13 protein-coding genes are annotated in these 12,824 nt (G+C 65.8%); 3 read left to right on the top strand and 10 right to left on the bottom strand.

The window, feature by feature from the left end; all coding sequences use genetic code 11:
- Positions 1–50: 50 nt before the first annotated feature.
- The 4 genes from FJ417_RS09055 to FJ417_RS09040 form a co-directional block, all read right to left on the bottom strand.
- Positions 51–1,430 (bottom strand): ATP-binding protein, encoded by a 1,380-nt coding sequence (locus FJ417_RS09055; RefSeq protein WP_140783214.1) that lies wholly within the window; start codon positions 1,428–1,430, stop codon positions 51–53.
- Between the two features lie 39 nt (positions 1,431–1,469).
- The gene (locus FJ417_RS09050; RefSeq protein ID WP_042645381.1) at positions 1,470–2,147 is read right to left on the bottom strand and encodes a winged helix-turn-helix domain-containing protein; all 678 of its coding nucleotides are present in this window, start codon (positions 2,145–2,147) and stop codon (positions 1,470–1,472) included.
- A gap of 197 nt (positions 2,148–2,344) precedes the next feature.
- Entirely contained in the window at positions 2,345–3,142 is a 798-nt protein-coding gene (locus FJ417_RS09045; protein WP_246687422.1) for a hypothetical protein, read from the bottom strand.
- Positions 3,143–3,160: 18 nt separating this feature from the next.
- Positions 3,161–3,418 (bottom strand): hypothetical protein, encoded by a 258-nt coding sequence (locus tag FJ417_RS09040; protein ID WP_140783213.1) that lies wholly within the window; start codon positions 3,416–3,418, stop codon positions 3,161–3,163.
- Positions 3,419–3,626: 208 nt separating this feature from the next.
- On the opposite strand from FJ417_RS09040, the gene FJ417_RS09035 reads away from it, so the two are divergent.
- Positions 3,627–4,259: an isoprenylcysteine carboxylmethyltransferase family protein gene (locus tag FJ417_RS09035; RefSeq protein WP_140783212.1), complete on the top strand. Its 633-nt coding sequence runs from the start codon at positions 3,627–3,629 to the stop codon at positions 4,257–4,259.
- A gap of 303 nt (positions 4,260–4,562) precedes the next feature.
- Here FJ417_RS09035 and FJ417_RS09030 read toward each other — a convergent pair whose 3' ends face one another.
- The 6 genes from FJ417_RS09030 to FJ417_RS09005 all read right to left on the bottom strand — a co-directional run bounded on the left by FJ417_RS09030 (position 4,563) and on the right by FJ417_RS09005 (position 10,407).
- The gene (locus FJ417_RS09030) at positions 4,563–4,778 is read right to left on the bottom strand and encodes a hypothetical protein (RefSeq protein WP_140783211.1); all 216 of its coding nucleotides are present in this window, start codon (positions 4,776–4,778) and stop codon (positions 4,563–4,565) included.
- On the bottom strand, positions 4,775–5,530 hold the full coding sequence (locus FJ417_RS09025; RefSeq protein ID WP_140783210.1) for a COG4280 domain-containing protein: 756 nt from the start codon (positions 5,528–5,530) through the stop codon (positions 4,775–4,777). Before FJ417_RS09025 ends, FJ417_RS09030 begins: the two co-directional genes overlap by 4 nt.
- Before the next feature lie 25 nt (positions 5,531–5,555).
- Entirely contained in the window at positions 5,556–6,599 is a 1,044-nt protein-coding gene (locus FJ417_RS09020; RefSeq protein WP_140783222.1) for an ABC transporter ATP-binding protein, read from the bottom strand.
- Positions 6,596–8,392 (bottom strand): iron ABC transporter permease, encoded by a 1,797-nt coding sequence (locus FJ417_RS09015; protein ID WP_181183191.1) that lies wholly within the window; start codon positions 8,390–8,392, stop codon positions 6,596–6,598. Before FJ417_RS09015 ends, FJ417_RS09020 begins: the two co-directional genes overlap by 4 nt.
- 22 nt (positions 8,393–8,414) lie before the next feature.
- Complete coding sequence (locus tag FJ417_RS09010) at positions 8,415–9,419, bottom strand: extracellular solute-binding protein (RefSeq protein ID WP_140783208.1); 1,005 nt, start codon at positions 9,417–9,419, stop codon at positions 8,415–8,417.
- 85 nt (positions 9,420–9,504) lie between these two features.
- Positions 9,505–10,407 (bottom strand): MurR/RpiR family transcriptional regulator, encoded by a 903-nt coding sequence (locus tag FJ417_RS09005; RefSeq protein WP_140783207.1) that lies wholly within the window; start codon positions 10,405–10,407, stop codon positions 9,505–9,507.
- 245 nt (positions 10,408–10,652) lie between these two features.
- On the opposite strand from FJ417_RS09005, the gene FJ417_RS09000 reads away from it, so the two are divergent.
- Positions 10,653–11,672 (top strand): LLM class flavin-dependent oxidoreductase, encoded by a 1,020-nt coding sequence (locus tag FJ417_RS09000; protein ID WP_140783206.1) that lies wholly within the window; start codon positions 10,653–10,655, stop codon positions 11,670–11,672.
- Positions 11,673–11,844: 172 nt separating this feature from the next.
- Positions 11,845–12,810, top strand: coding sequence for a sugar ABC transporter substrate-binding protein (locus FJ417_RS08995; protein WP_140783205.1), 966 nt, complete (start codon positions 11,845–11,847; stop codon positions 12,808–12,810).
- Positions 12,811–12,824: the final 14 nt, after the last annotated feature.

The following is a 12,824-nucleotide window of genomic DNA, read 5'->3' as shown; positions in this document are numbered from 1 at the left end:
CGGGGGCTATACAAATGCGTAAGGCGGCCGGGACGCGGGCTCCGCCTGCCTCAGGCATCTGGAACTCGCACGGCCGGAAGGCTGATTGTCACGCCGAGACCCGGGTTGCGGTCCTCGAGCGTTATTGCCGCACCATGCAGGTCGGCCACCGCCTTGACCAGGCTCAAGCCCAGGCCGCTGCCCGGCGTCGTGCGGCTCGCATCCAACCGGTAGAGCCGGCGGAACACCTTTTCGCGCTCCTCGGCGGGGATGCCCGGACCATTGTCGCGGACATGGACGAGGACGTGGCTGCCTTCCCTGGTCACCGAGAGCTCAATCGCGGTGCCCGGCGGGCAATGCCTGAGGGCGTTCTCGACCAGATTGGCGAGCATCTGCATCAGCAGGTCGCGGTCGCCGTGAATATACCATTTCGTACCCGGAATAATCCCTGTGGACAAGGACTTGCCATCATCCTCGGCAACGTCGGCATAGACTTCGCCGATGGTCTCGACGACCGGGCCGACATCAAGGTCGACGAAGCGCGCCTTGCGGGCGCCGGCTTCGATTTGGGCGATGCGAAGCAAAGCGTCGAAGGTGCTGTTGATCTGCTGGCTCTCAGCGCGGGCGTCGGTCAGCTCGGTCGAGACGTCCTCGCCCGACACCGTCTTGTCGGCGGCCGATTCCAGGATCATCTGCAGCCGGTTGAGCGGCGTCTTGAGGTCATGGGCGATGTTGGCGCTCACTTCGCGCATGCCGTCGACCAGCGCCGACAGGCGCTCGAGCGCCGCATTCACCTGGGCCGAGACGGCGTCGATGTCGTCGCCGCTGCCGATCAGCGGAATGCGCGCATCGAGACGACCATGCGAGACGTCGACCATGGTGCTGGCGATGCCGTCGAGGCGCCGCTGGACGCGCGAGGCAAGCACGGCGCCGCCGACGATCGCCAGGACGGTGATGAAGAGCGTGGCCCAGCCGAAGCTCATCAGCACGATCCTTTCCAGATCCTCGGTTTCCGAAAGCGAGAAGGCGACCGTCAAATTGTTGTCGCCGACCACGCCCGAATAGGCGCGATACTCGGTGTCGGGCGGCACGCCCGGCAAATTGGCGGCGAACATGGAAAAGCCGTCCGGCAGCGCGGAGGCGGTGAAATCCCCGGCAAGGCGGTTGCCGTCCTTGTCGGTGAGGGAAAAGATCTCGTCCTTGTCCTGGCTGAACTGGGCATGGTCCCTGACCGTGGAGACGAGATCCTCCTCGTCGCTCTCGGCATAGGTCGCGGCGATCAGCGAATAGGTCTCCTTGATCGATTGATCGAGCTGCCTGGCGAGCGAGGCGCTCATCAATTGATAGACGATCGCGCCGGACAGGATGAAGGCCAGCAGGAACAGAAAGGCGAAGGTCAGCGCCAGCCTGAACGGCGTGCTGCGCAGCAGGCTGGAGCGTGTCGCGCTCATGCGATCGCGGTGGGTCGCCCCGCACGTGCGGCCGCGAGATCAGGCCGGGACATGCAGGCTGTAGCCGGTGTTGCGCACGGTGTGGATCAGCGGCACGTCGAAGGGCCTGTCGACCTTGGCCCGCAGCCGGCTGATATGCGTTTCGACGACGCTGGTCTTGGGGTCGAAATGAAAGTCCCAGACGCGCTCCAGAAGCATGGTGCGGGTGATGACGCGGCCCTCGCCGCGCATCAGCACCTCGAGCAGGCTGAATTCGCGCGGCTGCAGGTCGATCGGCTGGCCCTGCCTGGTCACGCGGCGCAGGATCAGGTCCATTTCGAGGTCGGCGACGCGCAGCGCCGTCTTCTGCTCCTGCGCCGCCGGCCGGCGGCCGAGCGCATGGATGCGGGCAAGCAGCTCGGAAAAGGCGAAGGGCTTGACCAGATAGTCGTCGCCGCCCGCTTCGAGGCCCTCGACGCGGTCGTCGACGCCGCCGATGGAGGTCAGGAAAATGGCCGGCGTGCGGATGCCGGCGGCGCGCACAGCCTTGATCATCGACAGGCCGTCGAGGCCGGGAACCATGCGGTCGGCGACGATCACGTCATAGGCGTTGCGGGTCGCGGCGAAGAGCCCGTCATGGCCGTCGCGCAGCAGATCGCAGACATGGCCGGCCTCGGTCAGCCCCCTGACGATGTAGTCGGCGGTTCTCGGATCGTCTTCAACAAGCAGAAGTCGCATCGCCCCGTGCTGTCCTTGCCGCCTCAACCTCACCGGCATGGTAGCGCCGGCTGCGGTTTTTTCTTGGCCGGTCTATCTCTTCGTTGGACGCGGTTCCTGACGGAAATCCCGCGCCACCCGTTGCTGGAATTGCTCTAACCATCTGTTTTTAAGCGCTGCCGGAGCGAAGGCCGCAACACATTTTTGCGAGAAGCGGTTTAGTCGAGCAGCGCCTGTTCGTCTTCGTCGATCAGGTTCCTCAGCGTCATATAGAGAACGATGACCACGATGCAGCCGAGAAAGGTCAGGCTGGTGGCGGTGGTGCCGAAGCCCATGCCGCCATACTCGACCGGTTGCGACAGCAGGTCGCCGAAGGAGGCGCCGAACGGCCGGGTCAGGATATAGGCGAGCCAGAAGGCGAGGATAGAGTTCAGGCCGAGGAAGAACCTGGCGAGCGCGATCGCCGCGATCACGCCGCCGAAGATGAGGCCGGTGGTGAGATAACCCATGTCGAAACGCTCGGCCACCAGATCGCCGGCGGCCGTGCCGAGCGAGAAGGTGAACAGGATCGCCAGCCAATAGAAGATCTCGCGCCTGGTGGTGAAGATGGTGTGGATCGAGAGCGTCTTTTCGCTGGCGTACCAGGCCGCGAAAGTCAGTGCGAGGGCGACCGAGAAGACGATCGTCGTCGTCTCCAGCCGCACGCCGAAATTGTCGACGAGGTTGTCGGTGACCAGGGTGCCGACGACGCTGATCAGCACGACCGCGAGCCAATAGGCCCAGGGCACGTAGCGCTTCTGCGCGAACTGCAGGACAAGCGCGACGACCAGGATGCCGCTCATGATCAAGGATGTCGCGGTAAGGCCGAGGCCGAGATTGACGGCGAGATAGTCGGCCGCCGTCTCGCCCATGGTCACCGCCATGATCTTGATCAGCCAGAAATCGATGGCGACGTCCGGAACGCGGTTCAATTCGGACTCGTGTGCGTGGCTTGCCACGGTCATGGCGATATCCATTTCCGGTTCCTCCGCCGCTTACTTGCCAAGAATCTTCATAGCCTGGGCGAAGAAGTCGTCGGCGCGCTTGTCGTCGTCGGCGTTGCAACGTTCGATGCCCTTCGTCTCCAGTTCGGAAACCTTGTTCTTGTCGGCATCGTTAGGTGTCGCCTTGGCCTCGGCGGCGCGCAGGTCCTTCAGAGCCGTCTCGCAAGGCGTCGGGGCGGCAATCGCCGAAGCCAAGGGAACGATGATCGCGGTAGCGGCAAAGGCGAAAGCAAGGGCAAATTTGTTCATGACATTATCCCGAGGTTGATGATCCATTCGCCGCCCGAAATCGCGTTTGGCGGCGATCGTCAGGCTAGACGGGCGAATTCACCGCGGCCTGTCCGCGCGCTTACAAATTCGTAAGGTCGGCCGAAAACCTCTACCGGGCCTCGTCATCCCGCGGCGGAACAGCTAGAGAAGCCTCGGCGCCCCTGTCGGCGCCGGAGCGGTGAGAAGAATGGCCTATACGTCCCTCAAATCGGCGCCGAAGGCGTTCGACCAGCACAAGCGTCTGATCGTCGTGCAGGCGGCCGCCGTGCTTGCCGTCATCCTGCTCCTGTTCAGCAAGCCGGCGCTGGCCGAAGGGTCGGACGGGCACGAAATCGTCGAGACGATCGGGTTCGCGATGGTGCTGATCTGTTTCCTTGGCCGGCTGTGGAGCATCCTATTCGTCGGCGGCAGGAAGAATGACGAGCTGATCATGTCCGGTCCGTTCTCGATGACCCGCAACCCGCTCTATTTCTTCTCGACCGTCGGCGCTGCCGGCATCGGCCTGATGTTCGGCTCGCTGCTGGCCGCCGCGATGCTCGGGCTGGCGAGCTTCCTCGTCTTCCGCTTCACCGCGCGCAAGGAGGCCGAATACCTCGCCGGCAAGTTCGGTGCGGCTTACGCGGCCTATGCCGACCGCACGCCGCGCTTCTGGCCGAATCCGCTGCTTTACCGCGACGAGGCCCAGTGGCTGTTTTCGACGCGCGCGCTGCGGAACACGTTCCGCGACGGGCTCTATTTCCTGGCGCTGTTCCCGGTCATCGAGGCGGTGGAGTATTTCCGCCTCAGCGGCGACCTGCCGACGCTTTTTACGGTCTATTAGTTTTCCGGCGCGGATTTGGCCGGCGGCTATGCTTTGCCTTGGCAGGCGGCATGCTTTGAGATTGTCTGAAGCGCCCATCGCGATCGTCATCCTATGGCGGAGCAAGGAGCGAAGCGACGCGCGCAGACCATAGGATCCATGCCATTACTTTGAAGCGTCACAACGGTGCAGAATTCTGCCTCGCTGCATTCCACGGCTGAGGGCACGGCATGGATTCCAGGGTCTCCGCGACGCCGCTTCGCGGCTGCTCCGCCCTGGAATGACGAAGCTGGGAAGCTTCCGCCAATCTCCAGCGTTACGCGATCAGCGCGCCCTGCCGCGCGCGGCGCGGCGCGTGCTCTGCAGAAGAATTGCCAGGCAGCCGGCGAGAAGCAGCCAGCCGCCGATGAGCGGCGGCAGCCCCAGGAACTTCACCGCGGCGGCGATCAGTGCAATGAGGATCAGCGCCAGCAGCGCCAGGCTGCCATCGTCGACGAACATGCCGAGGAGCTCCTTGAAGACAAGACGGATCATGGTCATCGGGCGACTCCTTCGGCGGGCGTCGGATAGGCGCCGCGCAGCCAGCGCACGATGGCGAAGGATGCGGCGGCAATGATGGCGAAGATGGCGAGCAGAGCGAGGTCGGCGCCCGGCCATTCGGCGCCGAGGCCTTCGCCGGTCCAGAACACGCCGAAGCTGGTCAGCATCAGCCCGACGACGAATTTCAGGGCGTTTTCCGGCACGCGCGCCAAAGGCCGGTGCACGGCGAGGCCGATCAGCGTCACCAGCACGAAGGCGGCCAGCGCGCCGAGGCCGGCATAGAGCGTCCGGCCATGCGCGGCGCCGACGGCGATGACGATGAACACCACTTCGACGCCTTCGAGCAGCACCGCCTTGAACGACGCGACGGCCGCCAGATAGTCGGCGCGGCGGTCGTCGGCCTGCCGCTGCAGCGCCGCCGTCTCCTTGGAAAAGGCCTGCTCCTCGTCATGCAGCGCGATGACACCGACGCTGCGCAGGATCGCTTTCCTCAGCCAGCGCATGCCGAACAGGATCAAAAGCACGCCGACCACGAATTGCAGGACGGTGATGGGAACGAGCGCCAGCAGCGGTCCGAACGCCAGCACCAGCGCCGCCAACACGGCAAGCGCCAGCGCCGCGCCAGTCAGCGCCGGGCGCCAGCTGCGCGTCACGCCGACGGCGAGTACGATCGTCAAGGCTTCGACCACCTCGACGAAGGAGGCCAGGAAAGAGGCCGTCACGGTGGAAAGTATGGGTGTCAGGCCATGCATGCAGGCATCCTATAGTTCGGAATCATCAGTTGGCGAGAACGATACAGCGTTCGGGCGGCAGCGAGAACGCCAGCGAGGAGCCGACCGGCGGCGCTTCCGGCCAGTCGAGGCGGACGCGTTGCGGGCCGAGCTCCACCGCCAGCCGCCAGCAGCGGCCCTGGAAGGCGCTCGACAGCACTTTGCCCTGCAGCCGGTTGCCGGGATGCGCCTCGGCCGGCCGCGCGTCTTCCGGCCGGACCACAAGCATGCCGTCGCCGGATTTCGCCCCGGGTGTGCGCAGGCTGTCGGCGGCGGCGCCCCGCACGCTGAACAGCCCGTCGCGCACGGTGCCGGGCACCACCGAAAAGCCGCCGATGAAACCGGCGACGAAGGAATCGGCCGGCCGCTCGTAGATCGCCCGCGGCGTGTCGAACTGGGCGATGCGGCCGTCGCGCATCACCGCGATGCGATCCGAAACGGCCATGGCTTCGGCCTGGTCATGCGTCACATAGATGACGGTGGCAGCTTCGCGCCGCACCAGCTCCATCATCTCGATGCGCATGTCCTCGCGAAGCGCCGCGTCGAGATTGCTGAGCGGCTCATCGAACAGCATCAGCGCCGGCCGCGCCGCAAGGCAGCGGGCGATGGCGACGCGCTGCTGCTGTCCACCCGACAGTTCCGAGGGGTAGCGATCGCGATAGGGTGCGAGCCGCGCGACCTCCAGCGCATGGCCGACACGGACGGCGATCTCCGGTTCGGCGAGCCGCTGCGCGCGCAGCCCGAACGACAGGTTGCCGGCCACCGTCATATGCGGCCAGAGCGCGTAGTCCTGGAACACCATGCCGATCCTGCGCTTTTCAGCGGGCAGGACGGATGTTTCGCTCCAGACGACACGGTCGCCGAGCGCGATCGTGCCGCTGTCAGGGTCGACCAGCCCGGCAATGCTGCGCAGCAGCGTGGTCTTGCCGGAACCGCTCGGGCCGAGCAGCGAGACCACCTCGCCGGCCCTGATGGCGAGGTCGAGGTTGCTGAGCACGGCGCGCCCGCCGAGCGACTTCGAGATGCCGGCGCAATGGAGCGAAGCGGTCATGCCGGCCCTCCCGACGCGGCCGGAGTGCCTTGCGGCCGGCCAAATGCAATGAAGCGCTTGAGCGGATACCAGATCAACGCCGCGGCGCCGCCGGCGGCGGCCATGGCGGCGAGCGCGATGGCGCAGGCCAGCCCGTCGCGGTCATGGCTGAACAATTTCAGGATGAGCGTCGGCGCCGGCGGACCGCTTTGCGGGATCAGCATCTGCGACATCGGCAATTCGAACACGGTGCGGATGAAGGTAAGCAGGAAGGCCGTGACGACGCTGAGCAGGATCAGCGGCAAGGTCACCGAGATGAGACGCCGGACCGCGCCGACGCCGGAGATCCGCGCGGCGTCGGTCAGGCTCGGCGCCAATTGGCCGACGGCCGAGAGGATGACGACCAGGCAATAGGGCAGCGCCGCCGCGACATAGCCCATGACCAGCAGCGAGCCGTCGCCGTAATGCGGGAACGGCCAGTCGCGAAAACCGGGCAGCCGGTTCCAGACCAGGATGTAGCCGAAGCCGAGCACGATGCCGGGGATCGCGACCGCGCCGAGCGACAGGCCAAGCACCGCAGTGCGCATGACAGGGCTCGAACGATCGAGCTGGGCCGAAAGCAGCAAGGCCAGCGTGCTGGCGATGACCGCCGCAAAGCCGGCGTAAAAGAGGCTGCGCATGAGCCCTTCATTGGCCGCCGTGTGCAGGCTAAGCGCCGCGCCGAGATTGGCGAGGGTGAAATTGTCCGGCGCCAGACCGTTGCCGAGCGTGCTGGTGAGCGCCCGCACCGCGATGGCGCCGAGCGGCAATATGAGCGCGAGGAAGGCGACCAGCAGTGCCATCGCAAAAGCGAGCCAGCGCCAGGCGCCGAGCCGATAGCGCCGGGCCGGCCTGGCCCGTCCGGAAATCAGCCGCGGATCGGCGCGGCGGCGCAGCAGCCTGTCGGCCACGATGACGAGCAGAACCAGCGCCAGCAGCACCAGGGCCTGCGCGCCGGCGGCCGGGAAGTCGACGGGATAGTCGCTCGCCGCGGCATAGATGCCATAGGTCAGCACACCGAAGCTCGACATCCTGGCAATCGTCGAGGCCAGGCCGAAATCGGAGAGCACTTCGGCGAAGGTGGCGATGAAGCTCAGCACAATCGCCGGCGCCAGCAACGGGCCGTTGACGCGCAGCCAGATCCTGAGCGGCCCGGCGCCCGACAGGCGCGCGGCGTCCTCCAGCTCGCTGCCGAGCCCCGCCAGCGCGCTGCCGATGATGAAAGCCGCGAGCGGGAAGAGGCTCAGCGTGTGCACGAAGACCAGGCCGGCCAGCCCGAAGAAGGAAGCGCCGAGCCAAGGCGGCAAAAAGCCAAGCTGCGCCAGGTAGCCGCCGGAGGACATCAAAAGCACCCAGGCCAGCGCCTTCAGATAGGACGGCGTCAGGAACACCAGCCAGGGCACCAGCGAAAGCGGGCCGCGCAGCGGGATGTCGCAACGCTGCACCAGCACGGCGAAGGCGCCGCCGAGCATGGTCGTCGTCAGGGCCGCAAGCAGGCCGAGCTCCAGCGAATGCAGGATCGAGCCGGCGATATAGGGTGAGGAGAAGACGCGCGCGAGCGGCTCGGCGCTGAAGAGGCCTTGCGCGCCGTCGACCGCGAACAGCCCAGGCACCACGGCCTGCAGCAGCACGAGCGCCAGCGGCAGGCCGATCAGCAGAGCGAAGACGGCATAGACCGCCAGCGGCCCGCCAAGGCGCGCCAGCGCGGGCAGGCGTCCGCGCGCCCACCCGCTCGAGCCGATGCCGCCGGCGGCGGCATCGAATTTCTGCACCATCGTCATTGCCAGGCGAGCGCGGTCACTGGACGAACTTTTCCTTGTACCACTGCTTCCACTCCGTCTCGTGCGCCGAGGCCGTCGCGTCGTCGAGATGGGTGTAGGCGATGCTGGTCTCGCGGCCGGGCTTGGGGTTCACGCCCTTGACGATCGGAATGTAGAAGAAGTCGGTGTCGTCGCCGTTCTGCATCGCGGCCTGGCCATCGGCGCTGGTGACGAATTCGATGAACTTGCGCGCAGCATCCATATGCTGCGTCCTGGCGCTGATGCCGAGGCCCTGCGGCAGCGACACCGAACCCTCGCTCGGATAGACGGCGGCGACAGGCTCGCCGGCGGCGATCTTGGAGAAGATGGCGCTGTCCTGGTTGATGCCGACCGAGGCGTCGCCGGTCAGCACCGCCTTGTTGACCTTGCCGCCGCTGGAGAGCCCCGAGAGCGACTTGTTGGTCAGCGTCTTGGCGAGCAGCTCCTTGCCGGCATCGACGCCGTTGGTCTGGAACAGGCCGGCAAGCCACTGATAGGCCGGGCCGGAGAGGTTCGGGTCCTTGGCGGCGACGCTGCCGGCGAAGCCTTGCAGATCGGCCCAGGATTTCGGCATCTTGTCGGCCTTGACCTTCTTGGTGTTGACCTCGATCGCGGTGGTGCTGGTGCCGGTCGGCAGGAAGGCGTGGCTCTGCGGGATCAGCGACTTGCCGAGATCGGTCCAGGCGATCTTGTCGAATTCGTCGGTCGGCACCGGCTGCAGCACGTGGTCGGCCGCCATGCGCTCCATCACGGCGGAGCCGTCGAGCCAGACGATGTCGAATTGCGGGTTATTGCCTTCAGCTGCGATCTTGCCCAGCGTTTCGCCGGTGCTGCCGGGCTCGACGATGTCGACGGTCAGCCCGGTCTTGGCCTGGAAGGCCTTGGCGACCGGGCCGGCAAAGTCGAGCGCGTCATAGAGCACCAGATCCGCGGCGCAGGCCGGCGCGGCGATGGATAGAACCGTCAAACTCAACGCAAGTCCAAGCGTTGTCTTTATAGTCATCTCGCTCTCCTGTTGTTTCGAGAAGGCAAAGTAATACCAATTGTATATTATACCTCTTTGGCTGACATTTTTATGTCAGTGGCATTTACTTCTTGCGCGTCCCGCGTTTTATCCATGCCTTGTCGATCGCGCCGCGCAGGCCGCTCAACCGGTCCAGGCTGTCGAACGCGGTCTCGCCGGCCTTGGCGGCCAGGGCGATGATCATTGCCTCGATGAGCACCATGGTGCCGCCATGGGTGGCGAGGTGGTCTGCCTTGCCGCGCGGGACCGGGAGCGTCACAGCCACCTTGTCGGAGACGAGCGGCCCGAGATTGTCGCTGATCAGCACCACCGGCACGTCACGCAGGCCGGCCTGGTCGAGGACGATCTCGACCTCGCGGTAAAGCGGTGCGTAGGCCATCATCAACACGGCATCGCCGCTCTCCAGCCACAGCAGGCGGTCGGCAAGCGCTACGCCCGACACGGAAAGCGCGCTGCTCGGCAGGCCGATCCTGTTGAATTGCAGGGCCGCGTATTCGGCCATGGCGCCCGAGGGGCCGATGCCGAAGATGTGGCGGCGACGGGCGGCGGCCAGGAGATCGACGGCGTTGGCGAAAGACGCTTCCATCTCCGGCCGCTTCAGCGCCTCGAGCGCGCTTTCATGGAGGCCGACGACATGGCGCAGCGCCGCGGCGCTGTCGCCGCCGGTCTCCTGCAAGGTGCGGGCCAGCCGCCTGCCGGGTGAGGCCGTGCCGGTCAGGTCCGCGAGCAGCACCTGGCGCAGCGCCGACAGGCTGTCGAAGCCGAGCGAGCGTGCCGTGCGCACCACGGTTGCGTCGCTGGCGCCGGCAAGCGCGGCGATCTCGGCCGCCGATCCCAGCAGCACCGCCTGCTTCTGGCCGACGAAAAAGCGCGCCATGCGCTGCTCGGCCGGCGGCAGGGTTTCGAAGGCCGCCTCGACACGATCGTCGAAAGCGCTTTGCCGGTCGGCGGAATCGTCGGATGTCATGATGGTCGGCCATTCGTCAGGAAGGTTCGTAGCAATCGCTACGGCACCGACACTCCGAAATGTTCATTACATCCGTGTGACAACGCCGGCCGTGGATCACGGGACCGACCGGCGCGCTGGGGGGCCTTACCCGTTGACGGTCTGTATCCGTTCGGTGTCCGTTGTATCGCGCCACTGCCCTGGCTATCTGCTGGAGCAACAGGGAGTTCGAGCGGTCGATGGGCCGCTGCAGCAGGAATGGAGCCATGAAGAAGATCGGATTTCTGTCGTTCGGGCATTGGTCGCCCTCGCCGCAATCGGGCACGCGCTCGGGCGCCGACGCGCTTTTGCAGTCGATCGACCTCGCGGTCGCGGCCGAGGAGCTCGGCGCCGACGGCGCCTATTACCGCGTCCACCATTTTGCCCGGCAGCTCGCCTCGCCGTTTCCGTTGCTTGCCGCGGCGGGCGCCAAAACCCGGCGTATCGAGCTCGGCACCGCCGTCATCGACATGCGCTACGAGAACCCGCTCTACATGGCCGAGGACGCGGGCGCTGCAGACCTCATCGCCGGCGGGCGTCTGCAGTTGGGCATAAGCCGCGGCTCGCCCGAGCAGGTGATCGATGGCTGGCGCCATTTCGGCTATGTGCCCGAAGAGGGCAAGAGCGACGCCGACATGGCGCGCCGGCATTCGGAAATCTTCCTCGACCTGTTGCGCGGCGAAGGCTTTGCCCAGCCCAATCCGCGACCGATGTTCCCCAACCCGCCCGGCCTGCTTAGGCTGGAACCCTTCTCGGCCGGCCTGCGCGACCGCATCTGGTGGGGCGCCGCCACCGACGCGACCGCGGTATGGGCGGCCAAGCTCGGGATGAACCTGCAAAGCTCGACGCTGAAATTCGATGAGAGCGGCGAGCCGCTGCATGTCCAGCAGGCCAAGCAGATAAGAGCCTACCGCGCCGCCTGGAAGGAAGCCGGCCATACAAGGGAGCCGCGCGTCTCGGTCAGCCGCAGCATTTTTGCCCTCGTCAACGACATGGACCGCGCCTATTTCGGCGGCAGCGAGGGCGAGGACCATTTCGGCTATATCGAGCCCGAGAAGCGCGCCGTGTTCGGCCGCACCTATGCCGACGAGCCGGACAAGCTGGCGGAACAGCTCAAGGAGGACGAGGCGATCGCCGAGGCCGACACGCTGCTGCTCACCGTGCCCAACCAGCTCGGCGTCGACTACAACGCCCATGTCCTCGAGTCTATCCTGAAGCACGTCGCGCCGGCGCTGGGGTGGAGGTGATGTGGCGAAAACCGCAAATGGCGTAATCTCCCCCTTGCGGGGAGATCGGCAGCTTCGGCGCCGGCGCTCCTCCCGTCCTTACCCACGACGTTGACATCTGATAAAATAGCAATCTACTTTGTAGCGTAATCGGTTACGTAACCGATTACGGCTCAATCAAGTGGAGGAGACTATGAGCAAGATTTCGGACACGCACGGGCTTGGCCCGTTCTCACGCCGCCAGTTCCTGAAGACCAGCGCCTTGGCTGCAGGCGCGCTCGCTCTGCCGCTCGGCCCGGCGCTTGCAGCCGACAAGCCGAAGGTCGGCCTGGTCATGAAGTCGCTCGCCAACGAGTTCTTCAAGCAGATGCAGGCCGGCGCGGAGGACTACGCGGCCAAGAACAAGGACAAGTTCGATTTCGCCGCCGTCGGCATGAAGGACGAGCGCGACTTCGCCGCGCAGGTCGACGCGATCGAGAACTTCATCACCCAGAACTACAACATCATCGTCGTGGCGCCGGCCGATTCGAAGGCCATGGTCACGCCGATCGCCAAGGCGCTGAAGGCCGGCATCAAGGTGATCAACATCGACGTCTCGCTCGATACCGAGGCCAAGAAGAAAGCCGGCATCGACCTCGCCTTCTTCGGGCCGGACAACCGCGCCGGCGCCAAACTCGCCGGCGACGCGCTCGGCAAGGCGCTGGGCAAGGGCGGCAAGGTCGTTATCCTCGAAGGCAATCCCGAGGCCGACAACGCCAAGGAACGCAAGCTCGGCTTCGACGACGCGGTGAAGGAAAACGGCCTTGACCTGCTCGATTCCAAGACCGCGCATTGGGAAACCGAGGAGGCCAACACGCTGATGACCAACTTCCTCACCCAGCATCCGGATATCCAGGGCGTGATGGCGGCCAACGACTCGATGGCGCTCGGCGTCGTCAAGGCGATCGACGCGGCCGGCAAATCCGGCCAGATCAAGGTCGTCGGCTTCGACAACATCCCGGCCGTCGGCCCGCTGCTGAAGGACGGCAAGATGCTCGCCACCGTCGAGCAGTATGGCGCGCAGATGGCGGCCATGGGCATCGACTACGGCCTGCGCGAGCTTGCCGGCGAGAAATTCTCCGGCTGGGTCAAGACCGACATCAAGCTGATCACCGCCTGAGGCGAGCCGCCGCC

The sequence above is a fragment of the Mesorhizobium sp. B3-1-7 genome (genome assembly GCF_006439385.1).
In the GTDB taxonomy this organism is placed as follows: Bacteria; Pseudomonadota; Alphaproteobacteria; order Rhizobiales; family Rhizobiaceae; genus Mesorhizobium.
This window is presented reverse-complemented; position numbering and strand designations above follow the sequence as displayed.

Coding starts and splice junctions, on each gene's coding strand:
- FJ417_RS09055 (WP_140783214.1), bottom strand. CDS start 1,430: ATGAGCGCGACACGCTCCAGCCTGCTGCGCAGCACGCCGTTCAGGCTG.
- FJ417_RS09050 (WP_042645381.1), bottom strand. CDS start 2,147: ATGCGACTTCTGCTTGTTGAAGACGATCCGAGAACCGCCGACTACATC.
- FJ417_RS09045 (WP_246687422.1), bottom strand. CDS start 3,142: ATGGATATCGCCATGACCGTGGCAAGCCACGCACACGAGTCCGAATTG.
- FJ417_RS09040 (WP_140783213.1), bottom strand. CDS start 3,418: ATGAACAAATTTGCCCTTGCTTTCGCCTTTGCCGCTACCGCGATCATC.
- FJ417_RS09035 (WP_140783212.1), top strand. CDS start 3,627: ATGGCCTATACGTCCCTCAAATCGGCGCCGAAGGCGTTCGACCAGCAC.
- FJ417_RS09030 (WP_140783211.1), bottom strand. CDS start 4,778: ATGACCATGATCCGTCTTGTCTTCAAGGAGCTCCTCGGCATGTTCGTC.
- FJ417_RS09025 (WP_140783210.1), bottom strand. CDS start 5,530: ATGCATGGCCTGACACCCATACTTTCCACCGTGACGGCCTCTTTCCTG.
- FJ417_RS09020 (WP_140783222.1), bottom strand. CDS start 6,599: ATGACCGCTTCGCTCCATTGCGCCGGCATCTCGAAGTCGCTCGGCGGG.
- FJ417_RS09015 (WP_181183191.1), bottom strand. CDS start 8,392: ATGGTGCAGAAATTCGATGCCGCCGCCGGCGGCATCGGCTCGAGCGGG.
- FJ417_RS09010 (WP_140783208.1), bottom strand. CDS start 9,419: ATGACTATAAAGACAACGCTTGGACTTGCGTTGAGTTTGACGGTTCTA.
- FJ417_RS09005 (WP_140783207.1), bottom strand. CDS start 10,407: ATGACATCCGACGATTCCGCCGACCGGCAAAGCGCTTTCGACGATCGT.
- FJ417_RS09000 (WP_140783206.1), top strand. CDS start 10,653: ATGAAGAAGATCGGATTTCTGTCGTTCGGGCATTGGTCGCCCTCGCCG.
- FJ417_RS08995 (WP_140783205.1), top strand. CDS start 11,845: ATGAGCAAGATTTCGGACACGCACGGGCTTGGCCCGTTCTCACGCCGC.